At 69.9% G+C, this 24,999-nt stretch carries 22 protein-coding genes; 13 read left to right on the plus strand and 9 right to left on the minus strand.

Annotation, left to right across the window (positions count from 1 at the left end; all coding sequences use genetic code 11):
• Positions 1-690 (plus strand): 50S ribosomal protein L1, encoded by a 690-nt coding sequence (rplA, locus tag DEU37_RS03185; RefSeq protein WP_121189212.1) that lies wholly within the window; start codon positions 1-3, stop codon positions 688-690.
• 62 nt (positions 691-752) lie between these two features.
• On the opposite strand, the gene DEU37_RS03190 is transcribed toward rplA, so the two are convergent.
• Positions 753-1,028 (minus strand): acylphosphatase, encoded by a 276-nt coding sequence (locus DEU37_RS03190; protein ID WP_121189213.1) that lies wholly within the window; start codon positions 1,026-1,028, stop codon positions 753-755.
• A 56-nt stretch (positions 1,029-1,084) separates the two neighbouring features.
• Positions 1,085-1,741, minus strand: coding sequence for a LysE/ArgO family amino acid transporter (locus DEU37_RS03195; RefSeq protein WP_121189214.1), 657 nt, complete (start codon positions 1,739-1,741; stop codon positions 1,085-1,087).
• A gap of 27 nt (positions 1,742-1,768) precedes the next feature.
• On the opposite strand from DEU37_RS03195, the gene DEU37_RS03200 reads away from it, so the two are divergent.
• Positions 1,769-2,689: a LysR family transcriptional regulator ArgP gene (locus tag DEU37_RS03200; protein WP_121189215.1), complete on the plus strand. Its 921-nt coding sequence runs from the start codon at positions 1,769-1,771 to the stop codon at positions 2,687-2,689.
• Here the strand turns inward: DEU37_RS03200 and DEU37_RS03205 are convergent.
• The 4 genes from DEU37_RS03205 to DEU37_RS03220 form a co-directional block, all read right to left on the minus strand.
• A complete protein-coding gene (locus tag DEU37_RS03205) occupies positions 2,676-3,728 on the minus strand; it encodes an NADP-dependent oxidoreductase (protein ID WP_121189216.1) in 1,053 nt (350 codons plus the stop codon). The genes DEU37_RS03200 and DEU37_RS03205 overlap by 14 nt on opposite strands.
• 155 nt (positions 3,729-3,883) lie before the next feature.
• Positions 3,884-4,348, minus strand: a complete 465-nt coding sequence (locus tag DEU37_RS03210; protein ID WP_036316898.1) for a MarR family winged helix-turn-helix transcriptional regulator — start codon at positions 4,346-4,348, stop codon at positions 3,884-3,886.
• On the minus strand, positions 4,341-6,047 hold the full coding sequence (locus tag DEU37_RS03215) for an MDR family MFS transporter (RefSeq protein WP_121189217.1): 1,707 nt from the start codon (positions 6,045-6,047) through the stop codon (positions 4,341-4,343). The genes DEU37_RS03210 and DEU37_RS03215 overlap by 8 nt, the downstream gene beginning before the upstream one ends.
• A gap of 140 nt (positions 6,048-6,187) precedes the next feature.
• Complete coding sequence (locus DEU37_RS03220; protein WP_121189218.1) at positions 6,188-6,880, minus strand: YqaJ viral recombinase family protein; 693 nt, start codon at positions 6,878-6,880, stop codon at positions 6,188-6,190.
• A gap of 318 nt (positions 6,881-7,198) precedes the next feature.
• Here DEU37_RS03220 and rplJ point away from each other — a divergent pair, with 318 nt between their 5' ends.
• Positions 7,199-7,687 carry a 50S ribosomal protein L10 gene (rplJ, locus tag DEU37_RS03225; RefSeq protein ID WP_005051470.1) on the plus strand — a complete coding sequence of 163 codons (489 nt, stop codon included), beginning with the start codon at positions 7,199-7,201 and terminating at the stop codon, positions 7,685-7,687.
• A 49-nt stretch (positions 7,688-7,736) separates the two neighbouring features.
• Positions 7,737-8,120: a 50S ribosomal protein L7/L12 gene (rplL, locus tag DEU37_RS03230; RefSeq protein ID WP_005051460.1), complete on the plus strand. Its 384-nt coding sequence runs from the start codon at positions 7,737-7,739 to the stop codon at positions 8,118-8,120.
• A 69-nt stretch (positions 8,121-8,189) separates the two neighbouring features.
• Here rplL and DEU37_RS03235 read toward each other — a convergent pair whose 3' ends face one another.
• Complete coding sequence (locus DEU37_RS03235) at positions 8,190-9,209, minus strand: LacI family DNA-binding transcriptional regulator (RefSeq protein ID WP_121189219.1); 1,020 nt, start codon at positions 9,207-9,209, stop codon at positions 8,190-8,192.
• A gap of 227 nt (positions 9,210-9,436) precedes the next feature.
• Here DEU37_RS03235 and DEU37_RS03240 point away from each other — a divergent pair, with 227 nt between their 5' ends.
• The 5 genes from DEU37_RS03240 to DEU37_RS03260 all read left to right on the plus strand — a co-directional run bounded on the left by DEU37_RS03240 (position 9,437) and on the right by DEU37_RS03260 (position 17,813).
• Complete coding sequence (locus DEU37_RS03240) at positions 9,437-10,771, plus strand: ABC transporter substrate-binding protein (RefSeq protein WP_121189220.1); 1,335 nt, start codon at positions 9,437-9,439, stop codon at positions 10,769-10,771.
• Positions 10,772-10,888: 117 nt separating this feature from the next.
• Positions 10,889-12,235, plus strand: coding sequence for a carbohydrate ABC transporter permease (locus DEU37_RS03245; protein ID WP_121189221.1), 1,347 nt, complete (start codon positions 10,889-10,891; stop codon positions 12,233-12,235).
• Positions 12,232-13,209: a carbohydrate ABC transporter permease gene (locus DEU37_RS03250; RefSeq protein WP_121189222.1), complete on the plus strand. Its 978-nt coding sequence runs from the start codon at positions 12,232-12,234 to the stop codon at positions 13,207-13,209. Before DEU37_RS03245 ends, DEU37_RS03250 begins: the two co-directional genes overlap by 4 nt.
• A gap of 75 nt (positions 13,210-13,284) precedes the next feature.
• Positions 13,285-16,152: an HAD-IC family P-type ATPase gene (locus tag DEU37_RS03255; protein ID WP_121189223.1), complete on the plus strand. Its 2,868-nt coding sequence runs from the start codon at positions 13,285-13,287 to the stop codon at positions 16,150-16,152.
• Positions 16,149-17,813, plus strand: coding sequence for an amidohydrolase (locus tag DEU37_RS03260; RefSeq protein ID WP_121189224.1), 1,665 nt, complete (start codon positions 16,149-16,151; stop codon positions 17,811-17,813). Before DEU37_RS03255 ends, DEU37_RS03260 begins: the two co-directional genes overlap by 4 nt.
• An 18-nt stretch (positions 17,814-17,831) precedes the next feature.
• On the opposite strand, the gene DEU37_RS03265 is transcribed toward DEU37_RS03260, so the two are convergent.
• Positions 17,832-18,509, minus strand: coding sequence for a DUF305 domain-containing protein (locus DEU37_RS03265; protein ID WP_121189225.1), 678 nt, complete (start codon positions 18,507-18,509; stop codon positions 17,832-17,834).
• The gene (locus DEU37_RS03270) at positions 18,506-19,216 is read right to left on the minus strand and encodes a DUF3105 domain-containing protein (protein ID WP_121189226.1); all 711 of its coding nucleotides are present in this window, start codon (positions 19,214-19,216) and stop codon (positions 18,506-18,508) included. Before DEU37_RS03270 ends, DEU37_RS03265 begins: the two co-directional genes overlap by 4 nt.
• Before the next feature lie 59 nt (positions 19,217-19,275).
• Between DEU37_RS03270 and DEU37_RS03275 the strand changes: the two genes are divergently transcribed.
• The 4 genes from DEU37_RS03275 (at position 19,276) to DEU37_RS03290 (ending at position 24,994) form a co-directional block, all read left to right on the plus strand.
• On the plus strand, positions 19,276-20,760 hold the full coding sequence (locus tag DEU37_RS03275) for a multidrug effflux MFS transporter (protein ID WP_121189227.1): 1,485 nt from the start codon (positions 19,276-19,278) through the stop codon (positions 20,758-20,760).
• A 27-nt stretch (positions 20,761-20,787) separates the two neighbouring features.
• Complete coding sequence (locus DEU37_RS03280) at positions 20,788-21,432, plus strand: phosphatase PAP2 family protein (protein WP_121189228.1); 645 nt, start codon at positions 20,788-20,790, stop codon at positions 21,430-21,432.
• 5 nt (positions 21,433-21,437) lie between these two features.
• On the plus strand, positions 21,438-23,360 hold the full coding sequence (locus DEU37_RS03285) for a helicase HerA-like domain-containing protein (protein WP_121189229.1): 1,923 nt from the start codon (positions 21,438-21,440) through the stop codon (positions 23,358-23,360).
• Positions 23,361-23,434: 74 nt separating this feature from the next.
• A complete protein-coding gene (locus DEU37_RS03290) occupies positions 23,435-24,994 on the plus strand; it encodes an SDR family oxidoreductase (protein ID WP_121189230.1) in 1,560 nt (519 codons plus the stop codon).
• The last annotated feature ends 5 nt before the right edge of the window (positions 24,995-24,999 follow it).

Below are 24,999 nucleotides of genomic sequence, written 5' to 3' on the forward strand. Positions count from 1 at the left end.
ATGGCTAAGTCCAAGGTTTACGAAGCAGCCGCGGCGAAGATCGACCGCGACAAGTTCTACACGTCCACCGAGGCCGTGAAGCTCGCGAAGGAGACGGGGTCGAAGAAGTTCGACTCGACCGTCGAGGTCGCCCTCAAGCTCGCGGTCGACCCGCGCAAGGCGGACCAGATGGTCCGTGGCACGGTCATCCTGCCGCACGGCACGGGCAAGACCGCCCGCGTCATCGTGTTCGCGACGGGCCCGGCCGCCGAGGCCGCCATCGCCGCGGGTGCGGACGAGGTCGGCGGCGCCGAGCTCATCGAGAAGGTCGCCGCCGGCTGGACCGCGTTCGACGCGGCTGTCTCCACGCCCGAGCTCATGGGCCAGGTCGGTCGCCTCGGTAAGGTCCTCGGTCCCCGTGGCCTCATGCCGAACCCCAAGACCGGCACCGTGACCCCCAACCCGGCCAAGGCCGTCGAGGAGATCAAGGGCGGCAAGATCGAGTTCCGCGTCGACAAGCACGCCAACGTGCACTTCGTCGTCGGCAAGGCCTCGTTCACGGCCGAGCAGCTGGAGGAGAACTTCACCGCTGCGGTCGAGGAGATCGTGCGTCTGAAGCCCTCGAGCTCGAAGGGCCGCTACATCCAGAAGGGCGCCGTGTCGACCACCTTCGGTCCCGGCATCCCGCTGGACGTCAACTCCCTCGTCTGATCCTCGGATCGACGTCACGATGGGGCTCCACCTTCGGGTGGGGCCCCATCGTCGTCTCGCGCTCACCCGTCGCGGCGGATCTCGAAGACGCTCGAGCCCTCCTCGGCTCTCTCCGTGACGCGCAGCTGATCGACCCAGCCACCGCGCGGTCCCGTTCGCGCCCACGCCACGACGGCGGCGACCGCGTCGGGCGTGCCCTCGATCTCGGCCTCGACCGTGCCGTCCGCGCGGTTGCGCACCCACCCCGTCGCACCCGCACGGGTGGCCACCGTCTGCAGGGTGAAACGGTAGCCGACGCCCTGCACGCCGCCCGCGGCGATCAGATGAACCCGTGTCATCGGTCCATTCTGCCCGTGCCCCGTCGGACGGTCGGTGCGCGCGACTGCAGCCGCCGTCAATGGGGCAGGACGAGGCTGACCGCCAGCGCCAGCATGACGACGGCGATCGCACCGTCCAGCACCCGCCAGGCCCGCGGCGTCGCCAGGCGTCGGCCCAGGTGGCGCGCGCCGAAGCTGAGGGTGCAGAACCAGGCGACCGACGCCGTGACGGCGCCGGCGGCGAAGGCCCACCTCGTCGAGCCGTGCGTGTTGGCGACGGCGCCGAGGAGGAACACCGTGTCGAGATAGACGTGCGGGTTGAGCCAGGTGAGGGCCAGGCAGGTGAGGATGACCGACGCACGGCGGGAGACGTCGGATGCCGGGCCGTCACCCGTGAGGCCGGCCGCCGATCCGCGCAGAGCCCGCCGTGCCGCCACGAGCGCGTAGCCCGCGAGGAAGAGCGCACCGGCCCACCGGACGACCTCGATCAGGCCCGGGAGCGCCTGCACGGCCGCGCCGATGCCGGACACGCCCAGCGCGATCAGCAGCGCATCGGAGAGCGTGCAGACCACCACCACCGCGGTGACGTGCTGGCGACGGATCCCCTGGCGCAGCACGAAGAGATTCTGCGCGCCGATGGCGACGATGAGGGACAGGCCGAGGCCGAGGCCGGCCAGCGCAGAGGGAAGCACGCACGCGAGCGTAGACCGGGGAGACCCACAAGCCCAGATCATGATTCTGAGGCTGCGTAAGCTGAGCTGATGATCCGCATTCCGGCTGAGCTCGCGCACACCCTCGTGACGGTGCTCGACGAGGGCACTCTGGACGGCGCCGCGCGTCGCCTGCACGTCACCCCGTCTGCGATCAGTCAGCGCATCAAAACGCTCGAGGAGACCCTCGGACGCGTCCTGCTCGTGCGTACCAAGCCGGTGCAGGCAACCGATGCCGCACATCCCGTCGTGCGCTATGCGCGTCAGCTCGCGCTGCTGGAGGCCGACGCGGCGCGGGCGCTGGGCGACGACGCCGCGCCCGTGCGCATGCCGCTCGCCGTCAACGCCGACTCGCTGTCCACGTGGTTCCTCTCGCCGCTGGCACGGCTCGCCGAGCGGCATCCGGTCGTCTTCGACCTGCACCGCGACGACCAGGACTTCACCGCCGCGCTCCTCGAATCCGGAACGGTGACCGGCGCCGTGACCTCGCGCGCACACCCCGTCGCCGGATGCCGCGTGGTCCCTCTCGGTGAACTCGTCTACGAGGCCGTCGCCACTCCCGCCTTCCGCGATCGGTGGCTCGACACGGCGGCATCCGATGCCGCCGCACGATTGCGTGACGCGCCGCTCATCGACTTCGATCGACGCGACGACCTGCAGACACGGTGGCTGCGCACCCGTGGCGTCGATCCGGCGGATCCGCCGCGGCACCGGGTGCCCGCCTCGCACGACTTCGCCGCGGCGGTGCAGCTGGGCCTGGGCTGGGCGCTGCTGCCACGGTTGCAGTCTCAGCACGCGCTGGATGCCGGCACGCTCGTCCGGCTGGAGGGTGCTCCGGTGCGCGTGCCGCTGTACTGGCAGCAGTGGAACCTGCGCTCCGTGCTGCTGGATGCCGTGGCGGAGGAGATCGTCCAGGAAGGGCGCCGGGTGCTCGCTCCGGCGCAGCGGACCGATCCGGTCAGCGGTCGCTGACCGAGAGCACGATCTTTCCCCGCGTGTGGCCGCGTTCGATCTCGCGATGCGCGGCCTCGGCATCGCCGAGATCGTAGACGCGGTCGACGAAGACGCGGATCGCTCCCGAGTCGAGCAGTCGGGCCAGGGTCGCGAGCACGCTGCCGTCGGGTACGACCTTGTACGACGTGGCCCGCACACCGGCCGCCTCCGCAGCATCCGCGTAGCCGGGCCACGCGCCGGTCGGCACGAGGATGTACAGCCCGCCGGGACGCAGGACCGACAGCGATCGGGTTCCGGTGTCATCGTGGACGTTGCCGATGAGGTCGATCACCACGTCGACCGTTCCGACGACGTCTTCGAAGCGGGTCGAGGCGTAATCGATGACGACCGAGGCGCCGAGCTCGCGCAGCCAGGGCAGATTGGCGGCCGATCCGGTCGCGATCACCTGCGCGCCGAAGTACGAGGCCAGCTGCACGGCGAAGTGGCCCACCCCGCCGCCACCGGCGTGGATGAGCACCCGTTGCCCCTCGTGGGCGTGCGCGGTCTCGACCACCAGCCCCCATGCCGTCAGAGCCGCCAAGGGAACGGCGGCCGCCTCGACGTGAGAGAGGGCGGCGGGTTTGCGGGCGACGGCGAGGGTGGGAACGACGGCGTAGTCGGCGTACGAGCCGGGTGAGCGCGGGAAGGCCGTCATGCCGAACACCTCTGTTCCGGGAGGCAGCGGGTGCGACTCGTACGGGGTCGACACGACGACGCCACTGAAATCGAAGCCGAGACTGTGAGGCTGATCGGAGAGGGCGCCGTACACGCCGGCGCCGGAGCGGGTCTTGGCGTCGATCGGATTCACGCCGGCCGCGATCACGCGCACCAGCAGTTCGCTCAGCACCGGTGTCGGCACCGGGACGGTGTCTTCGCGCAGCACGTCGGCCGCGCCGGGCTCGTCGAAGACGATCGCGCGCATCTGCGCCGGGGGTTCGGGAACGGAGGCCTGTCCGGCGGCATCCTTCGTGGATGCCGATCGCAGCGGCCGGAATCTGGTGAGACGGTGAGAGACCATCTGGTCGCTCCTTCCCGTGCGTGTCGGCGTTGGCTGCACGTGCTGCCGCGGCGGCGCGGTGCCCCCGTGAAGACAGTCAACCCCGGAGATGTCTCGACCGTGTTACGCGAGTGCTACCGGGCGACTAATCTCCTCGGCGCCGAGCGGCATCGCCGTCAGCGCCGGGTCACGCTGTCGCCGAGCGCCCGCAGCAGCCGGGTGAGGGCGTTGATGTCGTCCAGCGGCCAGTCCACGATCGCGTCGAGCAGCAGTCCCTGCTGGGGCGCGCGGGCCGCCTCGAGACGGGCAAGACCCTCCGGCGTCGGGGCGAGGAGGCTCGAGCGGCCATCGGCCGGGTCGGGGGAACGGGAGATGAGGCCGAGCGACTCGAGTTCGCGGATGGTCCGGCTCAGCTGGCCCTTGTCCATCATCAGCAGATCGGACAGGGACGACAGCGTCACGCCGTCGCGGCGCGCGATCGTCGTGAACACCTTGTAGGCGCCGGGGAGAAGGCCGGGGCTCACCCGGTTCGCGATCTCGCTGATCACCCGCTGGAAGCGGGTGATCAGCTCACCGAACTCGGACTCCAGTTCCCGCACCGCGGCGGTGCGGGAACCGGAGTCTTCGGTCGTCTCAGCCATCGTTTCGGGTTCCGGCAGGCACGGTGCGCACGGCGCCGGTGGCTGTGAGCGTCTCCATCGCCTCGGGAACCGAGACCGTGGCGAGGTCGGCCTCGCTGGCCTGCATGCGCTCGACGGTGGTCATCGTCGTGAGCGGCTTGTTGGGCAGGAACACGATCGCGATGAGCGAGACCACCGCGAAGGGCACCGCGATCAGGAAGGAGTGCGAGATGCCGTTGGCGTAGATGTCCTCGAACACGACTCGAAGCGTATCGGGCATGGCCGACACCTTGGGCAGCGAGCCGGCCTGCAGCTGCTGGGCCCAGTACGAGGCCTGGTCGCCGAGCCCCATGATCGCGGCGGTGATGTCCTCCTTGCGCTGTGCGACCAGATCCACGACGCGTGCCGCGAGAGCGGCGCCCATCACCGAGACGCCGATCGTGCCGCCGAGGCTGCGGAAGAAGGTGACTCCCGAGCTCGCCACGCCGATCTCCTCCGGCCGGGTGGTGTTCTGCACGACGAGAACGAGGTTCTGCATCGTCATGCCGACGCCGGCGCCCAGCAGGAACATGTACACCGACACGAGAGCGAAGTTCGTGTCGTAGTGGATGGTCGACAGCAGCGCCGACCCGGCGATCAGCAGCACCGCTCCGACGATGAGGTAGGGCTTCCACCGGCCGTAGCGGGTGACGAGGGTTCCCACGCCGACGGAGGCGACCAGCAGGCCGGCGATCATCGGGATGGTCATGAGGCCCGCCTCGGTGGGCGTCGCGCCGCGGGCCAGCTGCATGTACTGGCTGAGGAAGACCGATGCGCCGAACATCGCGATGCCGGTGGCGATCGAGGCGATGACCGACAGGGTGAAAGTGCGGTTGCGGAACAGCGTCAGCGGGACGAGCGGCTCGCGCGAGCGCAGTTCGACGATCACGAACAGCAGGGCCGAGAGGATCGCTCCGCCGACCATCAGCACGGTGGTCAGGCTCCACCAGTCGTTGTTGCCGAGATCCCACCAGTCGCCGGTCGTGGTCGTGCCGGCGTTGGTGACCCAGATCAGCAGCAGCGAGACGGCCGCCGACAGTAGCACGATCCCGAGGTAGTCGATGGTCGTCTTCTTGCGGGGTCGTGCGGGCACGTGCAGAGTCGCCTGCACCAGGACCAGCGCCACGACGGCGACGGGAAGCGACACGAAGAAGTTCCAGCGCCAGCCCCACGCGTCGGTGATGACACCGCCCAGCAGGGGGCCGCCGATCGTGGCGAGGGCCATCACCGCTCCGAACAGGCCCATATAGCGGCCACGTTCGCGGGGGCTGATGATGTCGGCCATGAGCACCTGGCTGAGGGCAGCGAGGCCGCCGGCGCCGATGCCCTGGACCGCGCGGAACGCGATGAGCATCTCGGGGCTCTGCGAGAACCCGGCGGCGGCGGTGGCCAGCACGAAGATGACGATCGCGAGCTGGTAGAGCACCTTGCGGTTCGTGAGGTCGGCGAGCTTGCCCCAGATCGGCGTGGAGATCGCCGTGGTCAGCAGCGTCGCGGTGACGACCCAGGTGAACGCGGTCTGGTTGCCGTCGAGGTCGTGGATGATGACGGGCAGCGAGCTGGAGACGACGGTCGAGGCGAGCATGGAGACGAACATGCCCAAAAGGAGTCCCGACAGGGCTTCGAGGACCTGACGGTGGGACATTCGCGGCGGCGTGCCGGCGGCGAGGGTTTCTGACATGGGGGTACTTCCTAAAGTGCTGCGGTGCGGAGGAGTCGCCGTGGCGGCGAAATGGTTGACGTAAATCAACGGTTGAGCTTGGTCAACCATATTGTCAACGTTGACCTGCGTCAACTATTCCCGGCTGTTCCCGCCGCGGCTCAGTCGCTGAGTGCGAGGGCGCGGAAGGGCTCGCGAGGGCGGGATGCCGCGGCATCCCGCGCTGCCTGCACGTCCGTCCGGCGCAGCATCGTGCGGCGGTAGAGCTCGTCGATCAGCTCGGTCGCCAGGCGTACGAGGTTGCCGATCTCGCGCTCGTCGCGATCGACCCAGGCGCAGCGGGGCTCGTCTCCGACGGGCACGAACCCGTCGTGCTCCTCCCAGACGACCAGTGTGCGCTCCGCGCCCAGAACGTGCTGCTGCCACCAGACCTGGCGAAGGTAGGTGCGGGGGATCGATTTCCACGTCTTGTTCGTGGTCTTGATCTCGGCGAGCGTCACGCGACCGTCCGCGTCGACGGTGATGCCGTCGGGGGTGGCGAGATGACGCTTCTCCACGACCGCGTGGAAGAGCGCCGACGACGGGTGGATGCCGTGGGTCGCCGCGACCCACGCCGCGATCTCGGGCTCGCGACGGCGCCCGTGGTCGGTGAAGGCGTTGCCGGAGAAGCCGCGGCCGGCGCCGAGCTTGGCGTCGGCCGCACGTGCGATGGCGGCGGGGCTCGTCAGCTGCGCGACGTCCGTGGCGGTGATGCCGCGAGATCGCGCCCGCATCCATCCCACGCGATCGCGGGAGTCGGCGACGATCCGCTCTGCCAGCTCCGGCGCGACGCGCGCGAGAGCTTCCGGAGTCATGTCATCGAGGCTAACCCGCGCCGTCGACGTGGACGGACGCGACACCCGAGCCGCCGCCGATTTGGCGCGTCCGGTCGGCTCACGTATGCTGGACGAAGCCAAAGACCGCTGGTCTCGTTGTCCGCTACGGCGGACGCCGACGAAGCTCTGCATCGCAGGGGCCCGCGCAGGTGTCACAGACAGTCTCCGGGAAACCGATTCGAAGCTCCGTGCGCTTGCGCCGGAGCTTTTTCGCGTTGTGGGCGTCGCTCGCGAGAGCCGCGATCACGGCCGATGCTCCGCCACCGCGGAGTGTCACATTCACATCAAGGAGTGACCATGGCGCAGAAGGATGCATCGGTCGCCGAGCTCACGAAGAACTTCGAGGACTCGACTGCCGTACTGCTGACCGAGTACCGCGGTCTGACGGTCGCCCAGCTCAAGCAGCTGCGCAACAGCATCCGTCAGGACGCGAGCTACGCCGTGGTGAAGAACACGCTGACCAAGATCGCCGCGAACAACGCGGGGATCACGGCGCTGGACGAGGACCTGAAGGGTCCCTCGGCCGTCGCGTTCGTGCACGGTGACTTCGTCGCCACCGCCAAGGCTCTGCGTGACTTCGCCAAGGCCAACCCGCTTCTGGTGATCAAGGGCGGCATCTTCGAGGGCAACGCCCTGAGTGCCGACGAGATCAACAAGTACGCCTCCCTGGAGAGCCGCGAGGTTCTGCTGGCGAAGGCGGCGGGCATGATGAAGGCGACGATGGGCAAGGCTGCGGCCACCATCGACGCGCTTCGCGAAAAGCTGGAGACCGCCGAAGCCGCGTAAGCGACCGGCGAGCTCTTTCCCCACACCCCACCTATCTAGGAGATACATCATGGCGAAGCTCACCACTGAGGAGCTGCTCGAGCAGTTTGCCGGCCTGACCCTCGTCGAGCTCAGCGAGTTCGTGAAGGCGTTCGAGGAGAAGTTCGACGTCACCGCTGCTGCCCCCGTCGCCGTTGCCGGCGCTGCGGGTGGCGCGGGTGGCGCGGAAGAGGTCGAGGAGAAGGACTCCTTCGACGTCATCCTCGAGGCCGCTGGCGACAAGAAGATCCAGGTCATCAAGACGGTCCGCGAGCTCACCTCGCTGGGCCTCGGCGAGGCCAAGGCTGTCGTCGACGGTGCCCCCAAGGCCGTGCTCGAGGGCGCGAACAAGGAGACCGCCGAGAAGGCGAAGGCTGCCCTCGAGGAAGCCGGCGCGACGGTGACCCTGAAGTAATCAGCTCTTCTCGAAGAACTGCAGCGAAGGCCCCCGGGATCTCCCGGGGGCCTTCCGCGTTCTCCGCGTTCAGGCGCCGTTCTCGGCGGGGACGATGCCTGCCGTGGAGGCGCGCACGACCAGCCGTGCCGGGATCCGCAGCTCGGTGCGCGCGCGCCCCGGCTCCGCGATCTCGGCGAGGAGGACACCCACCGCTGCGCGCCCCTGCTCCCGCGGCACCTGCTGCAGGGTGGTGAGGGAGAACATCTCGGCGAACTCGTGATCGTCGATGCCCGCGACACTGAGCGCGGCCGGCACCTGGATGCCGAGACGGCGTGCGGCGATGATGGCGCCGATCGCCACTTCGTCGCACACCCCGACGATGGCGGTGGGACGCCGGCGGGTATCGCTCAGCAGGTCGGCGGCGGCGGCGTAGCCGGCGGGCAGTGTCACCTCGGAGTGCGCGTGGCGGATGAAGCTCGCCAGCCCGGCCTCGGTCATGGCGTGCTGGTAGCCCGACAAGCGCTCCTGGTCGACGTGCGCCCAGTGGCTCTGTGGCGCGCCGCCGACGAACGCGATGTCGCGATGTCCGAGAGCGATCAGGTGCTCCGTCGCCCGCCGCGCCGCGTAGTCGTCGTCCACCGCGACGACGCTGGTCAGCTCGCTGGAGCCGACGACGCTGACGATGGGCCGATCGATGCGGGTCAGGCGCTCCAGTTCGTGATCGACCGGTTCGAGTCCGACGGCGATGAGACCGTCGAACCTCTTGCGCGCGAGGAAGTCGTCGAAGATCCGGGCGCGGCCCTCGGTGCCCGGCTTGGCGTCGTAGAGGGTGAGGTCGAGGCCGCGCTCCAGCAGCGCCTGCTGGATGCCTTCGAGCACCTCCGCGAAGAACCACCGGTTGACGTACGGCATGACGACGCCGATGTTCTGGGTGCGTCCCGTCGCCAGTCCCACCGCTCCCGCGGACGGCACGTATCCGAGTTCGGCTGCGGCCGCTCGCACGCGCGACTTCGTCGCCTCCGACACGTACCCGGCGCCGCTCAGAGCGCGGCTGGCGGTCGCTTTCGACACGCCTGCGTGGGCGGCGACTTCGGCGATGCCGGCCATCGGGGCTCCTCCTCGAGCGTTGTGCGCTGACATTCTCACGGCTCAGTATGGAACCGGTTGCTCTCATCTTCGTGTCGCGGGATGCCGCGCGGTAGTGGTTGTTATCGGGTTGTGACAATCCTCGGGTTGTGTCGTGGGAGCGGGTCCAATAGCTTGGCCTGGAATCGGTTCCGGAACGGGGCCGTGTGCACCAGGAATCATCCGAGCACTCAATGAGGAGGAATCACATGGGGATGTCACGGCGGCGCTGGATTGCGCCTCTTGCCGTCATGGGCGTGGCGGCATTCGCACTCGCGGGCTGCGCCGAGGGCGGCAGCAGCGGCGGCAGCGCCAGCGGAACGGGGGCGGCCGGGGGGACGGTTCGCATCTCGGGCGGTATCACCGGCTCCGAGGCCGACGCCCTCCAGAAGGTCTTCGACGACTGGAGCAAGACGAGCGGGATCACGGTGCAGTACACCGGTGACAAGAGCTTCGAGGCCAACATCGTCACGAAGGTGACGGGTGGCGACGCCCCCGACATCGCGATCGTGCCGCAGCCGGGTCTGCTGAAGACCCTCGTCGGTACGGGTGACGTGAAGGCGGCGCCGAAGGGTGTCGAGGACAACGTCGACGCCAACTGGTCGCCGGACTGGAAGAAGTACGGCACGATCGACGGCACGTTCTACGCGGCGCCGATGCTCGCCAACATCAAGGGCTACGTGTGGTACTCCCCGGCGAAGTTCAAGGAGTGGGGCGTCGAGATCCCCAAGACGTGGGACGAGCTGCTCACGCTGACCAAGACGATCCAGGAGAAGACCGGGGCGGCGCCCTGGTGCGCCGGGTTCGAGTCGGGCGGCGCATCCGGCTGGCCGGGCACCGACTGGATCGAGGACCTCGTCCTGCGCCAGTCCGGTCCCGACGTGTACGACCAGTGGGTCGACGGCACCGTGAAGTTCACGGACAAGCCGATCTCCGACGCGTTCACGGCGGTCGGCGACATCCTGCTGAACCCGGCGTACGTCAACGCCGGCTACGGCGACGTCAAGAGCATCAACAGCACCGCCTTCGGTGACGTCGCGGCGAAGGTGGCGGACGGCTCCTGCCCGATGACCCACCAGGCGTCGTTCCTCACGGCCAACTTCCTGACCGTGAAGACGGCATCGGGGCAGACCCCCAAGGTCGCGCCCGACGGCGACGTCTACGCGTTCGTGCTCCCCGGCTACAAGGAGGGCGCGGCCACGATCGAGGTCGGTGGCGAGTTCGTCGCCGGCTTCTCCGACAGCGAGGCCACGCAGAAGGTGCTCGAGTTCATGTCCAGCGCCGACTTCGCCAACGCCCGCGTCAGCGAGGGCGGCGCCATCTCGGCCAACCTCAAGGCGGACCCGAGCAAGGCGTCGAGCGAGTTCCTCACCGAGGCGATGAAGCTGCTGCAGGACCCGAACACCACGGTCCGCTTCGACGCGTCGGACCTCATGCCCGCCACGGTCGGCTCCGGCTCCTTCTGGAAGGGCATGGTCGACTGGATCGACGGCAAGGACCAGGCCACGGTCCTCAGCGACATCCAGGCCGGCTACAACAACTAGTCACACCTGCCGCGTGACACCGCGGGCGGGATGCCGTAGCCTCGGCATCCCGCCCGCGGCGCCCGCGCCCCGTCTTGCCCCTATTCCGCGTCCACCGAAGCACACGGAGGCTCATCGATGTCCGCACCCACCGCCGCGCCCGCGCGAGACAAGACCGACGGGCTGACGCCTGACTCCGGTCCGCGCCGCGCCTTCTCTCCTCGCGTCACCGCCGGCATCGCCACCGGCGCACTCGTCATCCTGCTGGCCCTGGTCGTGCTGCTCCTGCTGAGCGCACCCGTGGAAGACCCCGCGAAGATCGTCATCCCCGGGGTCTCGCTCACCGCCTTCTTCCAGTGGCTCGGCGTGATGGGGCCGATCGTGCAGATCCCCATCATCCTCGCCGTGTTCGCCGCCGTGGTCGGTGTGCTGCTGCTGCTGATCGAGTACGCGCCCCGTCCCGGGCCGGTGTACTTCTGGATCCGCCTCGTGGCCTGCTTCGCGATCCCGGTCCTCGCGCTGCTGCTGCTGCGACCGTACGCGAACGCCTTCATCTACGTGCTCGGCATCGCCCTCGTCTCGGGAGCCGCGCTGTTCGTGCTCGACTACCGTGCGCGCAAGGGCGCCGGCTACCTCTTCCAGCTCGTGCTCTTCGCCGCGCCCGCGGCGGTGCTGCTGCTGATCGGACTCATCTACCCGTTCATCGCCACGTTCGTGCAGTCGTTCTTCGACAAGACCGGTGCCGAGTTCGTCGGCTTCGACAACTACGTCTGGGTCTTCACACAGCCCGAGGGCACCTGGTCGGTCATCAACACCGTCATCTGGGTGCTGATCTGCCCCACCATCGCCACGATCGTCGGGCTCGCCTACGCGGTGTTCATCGACCGCGCGGCGGGAGAGCGATTCCTGAAGGTGCTGATCTTCATGCCCTTCGCGATCTCGTTCGTCGGCGCCGGCATCATCTGGAAGTTCATGTACGACTACCGCCAGGGCGATCAGCTGGGCCTGCTGAACGTCATCATCACGGCGTTCGGCGGCGACCCGGTCGCCTGGCTCAGCGTCACCCCGCTGATCAACAGCCTGCTGCTGATGGTCGTCTTCATCTGGAGCCAGACGGGACTGGCGATGGTCATCCTCTCCGCCGCGATCAAGGCCGTGCCGCCGGAGCAGGTCGAGGCCGCGGAGCTGGACGGCGCGAACGCGTGGGAGCGGTTCAAGAACGTGACCGTGCCCGGCATCCGCTCCTCGATCGTCGTCGTGGTGACCACCATCGCCATCGCGGCGCTGAAGATCTACGACATCGTCGCGGTCATGACCGGCGGTCGCGCCAACACCTCGGTGCTCGCGTTCGAGATGGTCAACCAGCAGCAGCGGTTCCAGAGCTACGGACACGCCGCGGCGCTGGCCGTCGTGCTGTTCATCTTCGTCACGCCGCTGATCGTGTTCAACATCATCCAGATCCGCAAGCAGAGGGAGATCCGATGAGCACCGGAGTCGACATCATCGAGCCCGTCACCGACACCCGCTCGGCCCGACAGGTCTCCCGCGACACGCGCAAGCACGAGGCCATGGCCCGCAAGCGCCTGACCTCCAAGGGCGCGACGATCGCGGCGCTGATCATCGCGATCTTCTGGACCATCCCCACGTTCGGCCTGCTCGTCACCTCGTTCCGCCCCGGATCGGACGTGCAGAGCACCGGCTGGTGGACGGTGTTCACCGACCCGTCGTTCACGCTGGAGAACTACCAGAAGGCGCTGACCTCCGGCGGCACCGCGCTGACGCTGGGGGAGTCGTTCCTCAACTCGCTGGCGATCACGATCCCCGTCGTCTTCTTCGCCCTGGCGGTCGCCTCGCTGCTGGCCTACGCCTTCGCGTGGATCGACTTCAAGGGCCGCAACCTCGCCTTCATCGCGGTCTTCGCACTGCAGATCGTGCCGCTGCAGATGGCCCTCGTGCCGCTGCTGAGCCTGTTCTCGCGCGGCATGACGATCGGCGACGTCACGGTGTTCCCGGCCCTGGACCTTCGCGGGCTGGAGCACAGCTTCGCGACGGTGTGGATTGCGCACACGATCTTCGCCCTGCCGCTCGCGGTGTTCCTGCTGCACAACTTCATCGCGGAGATCCCCAGCGAGGTCATCGAGGCGGCGCGGGTGGACGGTGCCGGCCACGGGCAGATCTTCTTCCGGATGATCCTGCCGCTCGCCGCGCCGGCGCTGGCGTCCTTCGCCGTGCTGGAGTTCATCTGGGTGTGGAACGACCTCCTGGTGGCGACGATCTTCGCGCCGTCCTCGTCGCTGCCGATCACCCAGTCGTTGAACTCGCTGTCGGGCACGTGGGGCGACCAGTGGTTCCTGCAGGCCGCCGGAACGTTCATCTCGATCATCGTGCCGCTGGTCGTGTTCTTCGCCCTGCAGCGCTTCTTCGTGCGGGGGCTTCTGGCGGGGGCGACGAAGGGCTGATTTTCGGCGGGGCCCTTCGGGAGCGGCGCGGAACTCGTGGGCACACGAGCCGCGCCGCTCCTTTAGTGTGATGCCATGACCAGTCTCGCCTCATCGGCGCCCTCACCGATCGAGGAGGTCGATCCCGCGGTCGGACTGCGCGCCGCCGAGGTCGATGTCCGCACGGCGGACGGCCGGTCCAACGCCTACCGCGCCGAGACCAGTCGCAGTGCGCTGAGCATCATCCGCGCGAACGTCTTCACACTGTTCAACGGCATCGTCTTCGCGTGCTTCGGCATCCTGTTCGCGCTCGGACGCTGGCAGGACGCCCTCTTCGGTTTCGCCGCCGTCGCCAACGCGGTCATCGGCTCGGTGCAGGAGTTCCGGGCGAAGTCCGCCCTCGACAAGCTCGCGCTGCTGAACGCCGCGCAGGCGCGCGTGCGCCGAGACGGGGCGGAGCAGGACGTCGCGCAGTCGGCCGTCGTGCTCGCCGACATCCTCGTGCTGCGCGCCGGAGACCAGGTGCCGGCCGACGCGCGGATCGTGCGATCGCGAGGCTTGCAGATCGATGAGTCCATGCTGACGGGCGAGTCGGATGCCGTCGACAAGCACCCCGGCGACGAGGCGCTGTCGGGGTCGATCGTCGTCGGCGGGGAGGGTGATGCGCAGGTCGTCCGTGTGGGCGCCGACGCCTACGCGAATGCGTTCGCCGACGAGGCGAAGCGCTTCTCTCTCGTGGGCTCGGAGCTGCGCGATTCGATCAACCGCGTGCTGACCTGGGTCGGCTGGGCGATCGGGCCGATCGGTCTGCTCGTGCTCAACGCCCAGATGCAGGTCGCCGGCGGATGGCGGGCCGCGTGGGAGAGCGGCAGCTGGGTGCAGGCGGTCGTCAACACGATCGCGTCGCTGACGGCGATGATCCCGCTCGGGCTGGTGCTGATGACCTCGATCACCTTCGCGGTGGGAGCGGCACGCCTGGCCGCGCGACAGGTGCTCGTCAACGAGCTGCCTGCGGTGGAGGGCCTCGCCCGGGTCGACGTGATCTGCCTCGACAAGACCGGCACCCTGACCGAGGGGGAGATCACCTACGACGACGCCCACCTGCTCGACGAGGTCGCCGGCTGGCGGCGGACGCTCGGCTGGTACGGGAGCGCTCCGGATGCGAATGCGACGGCGCGCACCCTCCGCGAGCCGTTCGCACGCGAGGCGGCGGACCGGCCGCGTGCCGCTCGGGAGAGCATCGGGTTCTCGTCCGCGCGCAAGTGGAGCGCCGTGGCGTTCGACGACGACGGCGATCCGGCGGGCACGTGGGTGCTCGGCGCGCCCGAGATGGTGTTCGGTGCCGCCGCGACCGACCCCGCAGACCCGCTCGGAGCGGCCGTGATCGAGCGCGCCTCGACCGGCCGCCGCACGCTCGTGCTCGCCTTCTCGCCGCGGCCGCTCACGGCAGTCGACGTCGACGCGGAGCGTCTGCCGGACGAGCTGGCGGCCGTCGCCGTGCTGACCTTCCGCGAGAAGGTGCGCGCCGACGCCGCGCAGACGCTCGAGTACTTCCGCGCCCAGGGCGTCGGCATCCGCATCATCTCCGGCGACAATCCGCGCACCGTGGCGGCGATCGCGCGGGAGGTGGGTGTGGATGCCGCGGAGGGCTACGACGCCCGCGCGCTCCCCGACGACGATGCGGCGCTCGCCGCGGTGCTCGAGGAGCACACCGTCTTCGGCCGCGTCACGCCGGATCAGAAGAAGCGCATGGTCCTGGCCCTTCAGTCCCGCGGGCACACGGTGGCGATGACGGGCGACGGTGTGAACGACGCGCTGGCGATCAAGACCGCCGACATCGGCATCGCCATGAACTCGGGTGCGGCGGCGACGAAGGCGGTCGCGCGCCTCGTGCTGCTCGACGGGCGGTTCTCGCACCTGCCCGACGTCGTCGCCGAGGGGCGGCAGGTCATCGCCAACATCGAGCGGGTCTCGATGCTGTTCTTGACCAAGACGACGTACGCGACGCTGCTGGCGATCCTGTTCGGCGTGCTCGTGCTGGAGTTCCCGTTCTTGCCCCGCCAGCTGTCGATCACCGACGGGCTCACCATCGGCATCCCCGCCTTCTTCCTCGCGCTCATGCCCAACGCGCAGCGCTACATCCCGGGGTTCCTGCGCCGTTCGCTGAGCTTCGCGATTCCGACGGGCGTGGTCGTCGCACTCACCCTCACCCTGTACACCCTCATCGTGCGCGGCGCCGGGACGCCGGTCGACGAGGTGCGCACGGGGGCGACGATCATCCTCGCCGTCGTGGGCATCTGGATCCTCGCGGTGCTCAGCCGCCCGCTCAACCGGTTCAAGGGAGCCGTCGTGGGCGCGATGTTCATCGCCCTCGTTGTGATCTTCTCGGTGGCCCTGTCGCGCCAGTTCTTCCTGCTGGTCGATCCCGGCCAGACGACGGCGCTGGTCGTGACGGCCGGCTGCATCGGCGCCATCGTGCTGATCGAGATCGTGCGGGCCGTGCAGCGCCGCTACATCGCGCGTGCGCTGCGGGATGCCGCGCCGCACGCCACCTCGCACACCCGGGAGGTGTCGCGGCCGGTGCCGGTGACCATCGCCGTGGCGCTCGTCTACGTCGGCGGCCTGGCGAACGCCATGTTCGGAATCCTCTTCCTGCTCACCCGCTACGACGTTCCCGGATCACTGGTGATGAGCGTCTCGCTGATCGGTGCCGGCATCATCCTCTTCGGGCTGCTGTCGGTGGCCGCGGCCGCCGGGCTCGGACGCGGCAGCGGACTGTCGCGTCTGTTCATCAGCATGCTCGCGGTCGCAATCGTCGGCCTACAGCTGTGGAGTCTCGCCGTCGACCACGACTGGGACGGCTGGTCCATCGGCCAGATCGTCGTCTACGCGGCGGTGCTCGTGGCGGTGTGGGCACCACCGGCGAATCGCTTCTTCCGCCCCGTCCTGCGAGCCGGATCATGACGGCGCTCATCGTCACCGGCGGACCGGTGTTCGACGGGGAGCGGCTCATCCCGGCGCAGGCCGTCGCCGTCCGTGACGGGACGATCGTCGCGGTGGGATCGCTCGCCGCCGCGCGCGCGGCGGTGCCGGGCGCCGATGAGGTGGATGCCGCGGGCGGCGTGATCGCGCCGTCGTTCGCCGACGCCCACGTGCACCTGGGGCTCGTCGCGCTCGAGGCGCTGGATTGCAGCCTCGACGATGCCGGGTCGGAGGCGGCCTGCCTGGAACGGATCCGCGCGCACGCCGCCTCGCTGACCGACCCGCAGGCGTGGGTGCGCGGCGGGGGGTGGCGCGCCGAGTGGTTCGCAGACGGTACGCCCTCGCGGGAGGCGCTCGACGCCGTCGTGCCCGACCGACCGGTGCTCCTGCTGGACAGCGACCGACACGGCGGCTGGGCGAACTCGCGCGCGCTCGCCCTCGCGGGCATCGATCGCACGACGCCCGACCCGCCGGACGGGCGCATCGTCCGCGGTGCGGACGGCGAACCGCAGGGGACGCTGCGCGAAGGCGCGGTCGACCTCGTCGGACGCGTGGCGCCCGAGCCGAGCCCCGCCGCGCTGGCGCCCGGCATCCGTGCCGCCGCCGACCACCTGATCTCCCTCGGCGTCACCGGCTGGCAGGAGGCCGCTCTGGCGTCGTTCGGCAGCATCCCCGACTTCACCGATGCGTACCATCTCGCGCTCGCCGCGGGCCTTCGCGGTCGGCCCACCGGAGCGATCTGGGTGCCTCGCGACCTGACCATGGATGCCGTCGACGCCTTCGTCGCGGGAGTGCGGGCGCGGGCCGACGCGGGGCAGGCCACGGGCTTTTCCACCCGCACCGCCAAGCTGATGCTGGACGGGATCATCGAATCGAAGACCGCCGCGCTCCAGGACGGCTATCCCGACGGCTCCGCGGGCCTGCGCTACTTCCCTGATGAGCTCGTCCGCAGCGTCGTCGCTGCGCTGAACGCCGCCGGTATCGCCGTCCATGTGCATGCGATCGGCGATGCGGCCGTGACCCAGGCGCTCGATGCGTTCGCCGCCGCCGGCACCGCCCCGACCGGTGTGCGCAATCACATCGCTCATCTGCAGGTCGTGAACCCGCACGACGTCCCGCGGTTCGCGGCGACCGGCACCACCGTGAACGCGCAAGCGCTCTGGGCCTGCCGCAACGACGTCATGCGCACGGTCACCGAGCCGCTGCTCGGAGCCACGCGCAGCGGATGGCAGTTTCCCTTCGGCTCCCTTCGCCGCGCGGGTGCGACCCTGGCGATGGGCTCGGACTGGCCGGTCTCGACCCCCGACCCGTGGGAGGCCATCGGTGTCGCCGTCACGCGTCGCGAGGTCGGTGTCGCGGATGCCGCGCCCCTCGGTGCCGGTGAGGAGCTGCCGCTGAGCGCGGCGCTCGCCGCTTACACGAGTGGCTCGCACGAGCTGATCGGCGACGGCGCGGCCGGACGGATCCGTGTCGGTGCCGCCGCCGATCTCGCGGTGGCCGATCGCGATCCCTTCGTCGGTGCGCCCGAGGAGATCGGGTTCACGCGCACCGCATGGACGGTGTGCGCCGGTGAGGTCATCGCCGCCCACACGCATACGGGGGCAGAGCGCGGCCGGGCAACGGCGTGCCCCGCCTGCGCGTGAACGTACGGCGTCCGCGCGTCAGATCGCGCAGCCGAGTCCGGCGCGCAGCGAGTTCATCAGGTCGATCTCGGCGGACTGCGTCGCGATGACGCCCTGAGCGACCGCGAGTGCGCGGGGCTCGTGTCCGAGCTGCCGCAGCGCCTGCGCCATCGGCAGTGCACCCTCGTGGTGGCGGATCATGAGGCCGAGGAACGTGCAGTCGGCGGTGGTGCCGGACTGCGCCCGCATCGCCGCGAGCTCATCGGCGCTCGCCATTCCCATCTGCGTCATCAGCTCCGCGTCGGTCGGGCGCGCCGCGCCGCCGCCGTGCGTGTGGGAGGTGCCCGCGGCATCCATCCACGCCATGAGCGGACCGCCGCTCTGCGGCAGGCCCCACTTGACGAGCCAGTCGTAGAACTCGCCCTTCTGTGCCGACTGCGTCGTCGCGATGTCGTAGGCCAGGACCCGCACGTCCTCGTTCTGCGTCGTGCGGTAGATGTCCATCGCCATCTCGACCGCCTGCCCGTGGTGCAGCTGCATGTCGCGGGCGAACCCGGCCTCGGGGGAGTCGGAGGCGGGTGCCGCCGCAGCCCCGGCCGCGGCGAAGGTGGAGAAGCGGCCGATCGCGAACGCGAGCGCGGCGACGGCGAGCGCGACCAGGAGCACCGCCCACCACGGGGGGAGGGCGCGCCCGTTCGCCGGCTCAGGCGCGGTCACGACTGCTTGCCCGGCCCGTCGACCGCACCACTGCAGGATGAGGTCGGCTCGGGGACGTTCTGGTTGCGCCAGTACTCCTCGAAGAAGGATGGGATGCGGGGGTCGGCCGCACTGTCGAGCTTCAGCTGCGCGTTCCACGCGCTGAGCACGATCGGCGTGGGAAGGCCCTCGTACGGCGAGAGGATCACGTACGACGACGGCAGCTGCGCCGTCAACGCATCGAGATCGGCGGCGCTGACCCGCGTCTTGTCGTACGTGACCCACACGGCACCGTGCTCGAGCGAGTGCACGGCGTACTCGTTCTGCTGGGGCTGGTCGTAGATGCCGCAGTTCAGCCAGTACTGGTTGTGCGGGCCGCCCGCGGGGGGATTCTGCGGGTAGTCCACGGTGCCGGCGACGTGCTGCGTCGTGTTCGTGAACGTCTCGACACCGTCGATGGCGGCACCGGTGCCACCGGCCTGGTAGGTGACCGGCTTCGGCGCGAAGGCGATGGATGCCGCGACGACCGCGACGACGGCGACGGCAGCCGTGGCCCCGACGATCCACCACGTGAGACGGCTGCGCCGCCGGCGCGCGAGCTGACGCTGGTACTCGGCGAGCTTCTCCTGCTTCTGGAGCTCGCGTTGCTGCTTGACGGTCAGCTCGAGGTTCGCGCGCGTGGCGGGGTTGCCGCTCGTGCGCTTCTTGTCGGACGGAGTGGGGGTCATGGGTCCTCGGCTCGATTCGCGGTCGGGGGCTGCTCCCGCAGGGTCAGCATGTCGATCGTATGCGGCTGCATGACTCCGAGGCTGGGGAAAAGGTTAGGATCGAGGTCTGCTCGAATCGTTTCGAGCCCTCTCTGCCGGTGTGGTCGCGCGCCGATCCGCTCGCGGCGACCACTCCCTCCGCTTTCACTCGTCTGGACCCCGTGCGCGAAGATTCTGCCCCCCGACCCGCTCCGACCCGCGTCCCGTCCGGCCCCGGGCGCACCGCCACGGGTGCCATCCGCACTCTCGGCTCGCACCCCGCCACTGCTCCGGTCGTCCTGCACCCCGGTGACGCGATCTCGACGGCACGTCGCGTGGTCTACATCATCCTTCTGGGCGCCCTCACGGCACTGGGGCCGTTCACCATCGACCTCTACCTCCCCGCGTTCCCGACCCTGCAAGCCGACTTCCGCACCTCTGCCGCAGCGATCCAGCTCACCCTGACCGGCACCATGGTGGGCTTCGCGCTCGGTCAGCTGATCGTCGGCCCGCTCAGCGACAAGGTCGGGCGCCGCATGCCGCTGCTCGCGGTCACCGCGTTGCACGTCGTGGCCAGTGTCGCCGCGGCGTTGGCGCCGGATCTGACGCTCCTGGCCATCGCGCGTGTATTCATGGGTGTCGGCGCTGCCGCCGGCGGCGTGGTCGCGATGGCGATCGTCCGCGACCTGTTCGGCGGGCGCCGCCTCGTCGTGATGCTGAGCCGGCTCGCCCTCGTGTCCGGAGCCGCGCCCGTCGTGGCGCCGCTCATCGGCTCCGCTCTGCTGTCGGTCATGCCGTGGCGCGGCATCTTCGTCGTCCTGTCCGTCTACGGTGCCGTCATGCTCGTGGCGGCGATCTGGCTCATCCCCGAGACGCTGCCCGCCGCACGGCGGAAGGAGCGGGGAGCGACCACCGTGCTGCAGCGCTACCGCGCCGTCTTCAGCGACCGCGTGTTCGTCGGCGTGCTCATCATCGGGGGCATGTCCTTCAGCGGGCTCTTCTCTTATCTGTCCTCCTCCTCGTTCCTCTTCCAGGAGACATACGGCTTCGACGCCCAGCAGTACGGGCTGCTGTTCGCCGCCAACTCCCTCGGCCTCGTCGTCGGTGTGCAGGTGGCCGCGCGCCTCGCGGCCCGGTTCGGTCCGCAGTGGGTGCTGTCGGTGTCGACCGGCGTACTCGTGGTCGCCGCGATCGCGATCATCGTGTGCGACCAGCTCGGATGGGGCCTGTGGGGGACCATGGTGCCGCTGTTCGTGTTCATGACGGCGTGCGGCTTCACGTTCCCCTGCGTGCAGGTGCTCGCGCTCGATCGCCACGGCAAGGCCGCCGGCACCGCGGCATCCATCCTCGGGGCGACGAACTTCGGCGTCGCGGGACTCATCTCCCCGATCGTCGGATGGGTGGCGCGCGATGCCGGGATCACGGCGACGACGATGGCATCGGTCATGGTGGGATGCGCGCTCATCGGGGCGATCTCGCTCTGGGCGATCGTGCGACCGTGGACCGTGGAGCGGCTCGCGCCCTGAGCCGCGGGCGTCGGGCACAATGGGGCGATGAGAGCGCCCTTGGACGATGACGTCACCACGGTCATGCTGCAGCGGCTCGTCGTGGGCGTGCTGCTGATCGCGATCACGGTGTGGCTCGGCATCCAGGTGGTGGTCGAGGCCGACGTGAACGTCGACGAATGGTGGAACGTCTTCGTCGACCGCTTCGCGTTCCTCGACGGCGCCGCCCTCGCGATGAACTTCCTCGGCGGCGGCTGGTTCGCGACCTTCGTGGTGCCGCTCGGCGGCGTGGCGCTGATGCTGTGGCTGCGCCGGCCCCGCGGCGCCCTCTTCGTCGTGGTCGCCTCGCTCGGCAGCGTCGCACTCGTGCAGCTGCTCAAGGCGCTGTTCGGGCGCGCACGCCCCGAAGACATGATCGTCTTCTCCGACCACGGCTCGTTCCCCTCCGGACACACCGCCAATGCCGCGACCATCGCGACGATCGCCGTCATCCTCTTTCCGCGGGTGTGGGTCGCCGTCGTCGGCGGCGCCTGGGTGTTCGCGATGGCGTTCAGTCGCACGCAGGTGCACGCCCACTGGCTGAGCGACACCGTCGGCGGAACGCTCGTCGGGGTCGGCGCGACCCTCGTGATCGCGGGGATCTGCGCGCGGATGCTCGAGCGCGAGAACGAGCGGTTGCGCTCGCTAGGCTGAGCGCCATGAGCGCTGTCGATGACGCAGAACTTGCCCGACTTCAGGCCGAGGCAGAGGCGGCGGAGGCCGCGCTGAAGCTCGCCCAGGCCAAAGCCGCGCTCGCCGCCGCCCAGGCCGCGCGCGCCGCCGGCCCTGCGCCCGCCGCCGGCCCTGCGCCCGCGGAGGAGATTTCCGCTCCGGAGGTTGCCGAGGCCGCTTCTGCTCCTCCCGAGGTGATATCTCCTGCCGAGGAGCAGACCCCGCCGGCCGCTCCGGCGGCGGATGCCGCGGCGGCACCGGATGCCGCGGCATCCGGACCTCTCGACGGCGACCAGGTCGCCGCCATCGCGAAGGGGTACGCCTTCGAGGGTCTGACCCTCGATCTCGGTGCCCTGATGAACACCGAGCCGGTGCCGTCGGCGCAGATCCGCATCCCGCTGGCCATGATGAACCGGCATGGCCTCGTCGCGGGAGCCACCGGCACCGGCAAGACCCGCACGCTGCAGGGGCTCGCCGAACAGCTCGCCGCGAAGGGCGTTGCGGTCTTCGCGGCTGACATGAAGGGCGATCTGTCGGGCGTGGCGACGCCGGGCGCGCCGAGCGAGAAGCTGCTCGCGCGGACGGCGGCGATCGGACAGGAGTGGGCGCCCGCGGCATCCGTCACCGAGTACTTCGCCCTCGGGGGCGTCGGCAAGGGCGTGCCGGTGCGCGCGACCGTCTCGGGGTTCGGGCCGCTGCTGCTGAGCAAGGTGCTCGGCCTCAACGAGACGCAGGAGTCCAGCCTCGGACTCGTCTTCCACTACGCCGACGCGAACGGGCTGGCCCTGGTCGACCTGTCCGACCTGCGCGCCGTGCTCACGTGGCTCACGAGCGACGAGGGCAAGGACGAGCTGAAGGAGCTCGGCGGGCTGTCGCCCGCGACGGCCGGCGTGATCCTGCGCAAGCTCATCACCTTCGCCGACGACGGCGCCGACGTCTTCTTCGGCGAGCCCGAGTTCGACGTGCGCGACATCCTGCGCACCGCTCCGGACGGACGCGGCGTGATCTCGCTGCTGGAGGTGCCCGGCGTCGCCGACAAGCCGGCGCTCTTCTCGACCTTCCTCATGTACCTGCTGGCCGAGCTGTTCGAGATCCTCCCCGAAGTGGGCGACCTCGACAAGCCGAAGCTCGTGTTCTTCTTCGACGAGGCCCACCTCTTGTTCCGCGATGCGTCGGAGGCGTTCTTGGCCGCGATCACGCAGACCGTCCGCCTCATCCGGTCCAAGGGCGTCGGCGTCTTCTTCGTCACGCAGACGCCGAAGGACGTGCCCTCCGACGTGCTCGGCCAGCTCGGTTCGCGCGTGCAGCATGCCCTCCGTGCCTTCACCCCCGACGATGCCAAGGCGCTGCGAGCGACGGTGGGCACGTATCCGACGAGCGGCTACGACCTCGAACGGGTGCTGCAGGAGCTCGGCACCGGAGAGGCGATCGTCACCGTCATGAACGAGAAGGGTGCGCCGACGCCGGTCGCCTGGACGCGACTGCGCGCGCCGCAGGGCCTCATGTCGCCCACCCCCGACCCGGACATCGAACGAGCCGTGCACGCCTCGCCACTGCTGGCCCGCTACGGCACGCCGATCGATCGCGAGTCGGCGCGCGAGATCCTCACCGCGAAGATGAACGCCGCCGCGGAGGCGGACGCCGCGGCCGAACAGGCCAAGGCGCAGGAGCAGGCGGCGAAGGAGCAGGAAAAGCAGCGGGCCGCACAGGCGAAGGCGGATGCCGCCGCCGAGCGCGAGCGACAGAAGGAGTACGACCGGATCCTGCGCTCCACCGGCGGCTCGACGCGGACGACGCGCACCTCCCGCGCGTCACAGAAATCGCCCATCGAGCAGGTGTTGAACTCGAAGTCGACCCAGACGATCCTGAACTCCGTCATCCGGGGGCTCTTCGGCACCGGCCGCCGCTGACACATCCCCTTGCGCGCGGCGACCCCGTGCGCAAGGGGATGCGCCGCGCGCAGCAGCCGTCTACCGTGACACACATGAGCGAGCTGTCGAGCCCCACCGGTCGGGAAGAGGAGCTGCGCGCCGTACCCCGCGCGGACGGCACGGCGCCGCGGGCGCTCGTGCTCGGCGCGACCGGCTACATCGGCGGAAGGCTGGTGCCGAGGCTGATCTCCGCGGGCTATCGCGTCCGCGTGCTCGTGCGCGATGCGGCCCGTCTGAGCGCCTTCTCCTGGGGTGAGGAGGTCGAGGTCGTGGTCGGCTCCGCCGTCGACGAACCGGCGCTCGCGCAGGCCTGCGCCGACGTGGACGTCCTCTACTACCTGATCCACTCCATGGCGGCCGGCGCCGGATTCGAGCAGGCCGACCTCGCGGCCGCGCGCGCCGTCGCCACGGCGGCGGCCGCGGCATCCGTCGCTCGTCTGGTCTACCTCGGCGGACTGCACCCGGAGGGCGTGCCGCTGAGCCCGCACCTGCGCTCCCGCGTCGAGGTGGGAGAGGTGTTCCTCGCCAGCGGTGTGCCGACGCTGGTGCTGCAGGCCGGGGTCGTGATCGGGTCGGGGTCGGCGTCGTTCGAGATGATCCGCCACCTCACCGAGGTGCTGCCGTACATGCCCGCCCCCAAGTGGGTGCGCAACTTCATCCAGCCGATCGCCGTCCGCGACGTCATGTACTACCTGCTAGGGGCCGCACGCGTCGCCGCCGACGTGAACCGCGCCGTCGACATCGGCGGCCCCGATGTGCTGCGCTACGGACAGATGATGAACGGCTACGCGGTCGAAGCGGGCCTGCCGCAGCGGCCCATCGCGCCCCTTCCGGTGCTCACACCCGGGTTGGCGTCGCACTGGGTGAACGTCGTGACACCGGTGCCGCGCGCGATCGCCCGGCCGCTCATCGCCTCACTGCAGAACGAGTGCGTCATGGACGACCACGACATCGACGCCATCATCCCGCCGCCCGCGGGTGGTCTCACGCCCTATCGTCGGGCCGTGGCGCTGGCCCTGGGCCGCGTCGCGGCCGACAGTGTGGAGACGAGCTGGCAGGATGCCGAGGTCAGCGGCGTGCCGTCGGATCCGCTACCGTCCGATCCGGACTGGTCGGGGCGCACCGTGTTCACCGACGTGCGCACGGCGACGACGACCGCGAGCCCCGCGCGGCTCTGGGAGGTCATCGAAGGGATCGGCGGCGAGAACGGTTGGTACTCCGCGCCCGTGCTGTGGGCGCTGCGCGGCTGGATGGACCGGGTCGTCGGAGGCGTGGGGCTCGTGCGCGGACGGCGCAATCGCAGCCGCGTGGCCGTCGGCGATGTCATCGACTTCTGGCGTGTCGAGAAGGTCGAGCCGGAGCGACTGCTGCGCCTGCGTGCCGAGATGAAGGTGCCGGGTCTGGCGTGGCTCGACCTCGGCTGCGAGCCGGGCGCCGACGGCGGCGCCGTGTACCGCCAGCGCGCGGTCTTCTTCCCGTCGGGGCTGTCGGGCCGGTTGTACTGGCTGGCCGTGCTGCCCTTCCACGGGTTCATCTTCCGGGGGATGGCCAACCGCATCACGGCGGCGGCCGAACACACCGCTGCCGCCGAGCACGTGGACGCTGCGGCCTAGACTCG

It is taken from the genome of Microbacterium sp. AG790, assembly GCF_003634765.1.
In the GTDB taxonomy this organism is placed as follows: domain Bacteria; phylum Actinomycetota; class Actinomycetes; order Actinomycetales; family Microbacteriaceae; genus Microbacterium.

What these genes read in the sequence shown, in the direction of transcription:
- rplA (WP_121189212.1), top strand. Translation starts at nt 1, where the DNA reads ATGGCTAAGTCCAAGGTTTACGAAGCAGCCGCGGCGAAGATCGACCGC.
- DEU37_RS03190 (WP_121189213.1), bottom strand. Translation starts at nt 1,028, where the DNA reads ATGACACGGGTTCATCTGATCGCCGCGGGCGGCGTGCAGGGCGTCGGC.
- DEU37_RS03195 (WP_121189214.1), bottom strand. Translation starts at nt 1,741, where the DNA reads ATGATCTGGGCTTGTGGGTCTCCCCGGTCTACGCTCGCGTGCGTGCTT.
- DEU37_RS03200 (WP_121189215.1), top strand. Translation starts at nt 1,769, where the DNA reads ATGATCCGCATTCCGGCTGAGCTCGCGCACACCCTCGTGACGGTGCTC.
- DEU37_RS03205 (WP_121189216.1), bottom strand. Translation starts at nt 3,728, where the DNA reads ATGGTCTCTCACCGTCTCACCAGATTCCGGCCGCTGCGATCGGCATCC.
- DEU37_RS03210 (WP_036316898.1), bottom strand. Translation starts at nt 4,348, where the DNA reads ATGGCTGAGACGACCGAAGACTCCGGTTCCCGCACCGCCGCGGTGCGG.
- DEU37_RS03215 (WP_121189217.1), bottom strand. Translation starts at nt 6,047, where the DNA reads ATGTCAGAAACCCTCGCCGCCGGCACGCCGCCGCGAATGTCCCACCGT.
- DEU37_RS03220 (WP_121189218.1), bottom strand. Translation starts at nt 6,880, where the DNA reads ATGACTCCGGAAGCTCTCGCGCGCGTCGCGCCGGAGCTGGCAGAGCGG.
- rplJ (WP_005051470.1), top strand. Translation starts at nt 7,199, where the DNA reads ATGGCGCAGAAGGATGCATCGGTCGCCGAGCTCACGAAGAACTTCGAG.
- rplL (WP_005051460.1), top strand. Translation starts at nt 7,737, where the DNA reads ATGGCGAAGCTCACCACTGAGGAGCTGCTCGAGCAGTTTGCCGGCCTG.
- DEU37_RS03235 (WP_121189219.1), bottom strand. Translation starts at nt 9,209, where the DNA reads ATGGCCGGCATCGCCGAAGTCGCCGCCCACGCAGGCGTGTCGAAAGCG.
- DEU37_RS03240 (WP_121189220.1), top strand. Translation starts at nt 9,437, where the DNA reads ATGGGGATGTCACGGCGGCGCTGGATTGCGCCTCTTGCCGTCATGGGC.
- DEU37_RS03245 (WP_121189221.1), top strand. Translation starts at nt 10,889, where the DNA reads ATGTCCGCACCCACCGCCGCGCCCGCGCGAGACAAGACCGACGGGCTG.
- DEU37_RS03250 (WP_121189222.1), top strand. Translation starts at nt 12,232, where the DNA reads ATGAGCACCGGAGTCGACATCATCGAGCCCGTCACCGACACCCGCTCG.
- DEU37_RS03255 (WP_121189223.1), top strand. Translation starts at nt 13,285, where the DNA reads ATGACCAGTCTCGCCTCATCGGCGCCCTCACCGATCGAGGAGGTCGAT.
- DEU37_RS03260 (WP_121189224.1), top strand. Translation starts at nt 16,149, where the DNA reads ATGACGGCGCTCATCGTCACCGGCGGACCGGTGTTCGACGGGGAGCGG.
- DEU37_RS03270 (WP_121189226.1), bottom strand. Translation starts at nt 19,216, where the DNA reads ATGACCCCCACTCCGTCCGACAAGAAGCGCACGAGCGGCAACCCCGCC.
- DEU37_RS03275 (WP_121189227.1), top strand. Translation starts at nt 19,276, where the DNA reads ATGCGGCTGCATGACTCCGAGGCTGGGGAAAAGGTTAGGATCGAGGTC.
- DEU37_RS03280 (WP_121189228.1), top strand. Translation starts at nt 20,788, where the DNA reads ATGAGAGCGCCCTTGGACGATGACGTCACCACGGTCATGCTGCAGCGG.
- DEU37_RS03285 (WP_121189229.1), top strand. Translation starts at nt 21,438, where the DNA reads ATGAGCGCTGTCGATGACGCAGAACTTGCCCGACTTCAGGCCGAGGCA.
- DEU37_RS03290 (WP_121189230.1), top strand. Translation starts at nt 23,435, where the DNA reads ATGAGCGAGCTGTCGAGCCCCACCGGTCGGGAAGAGGAGCTGCGCGCC.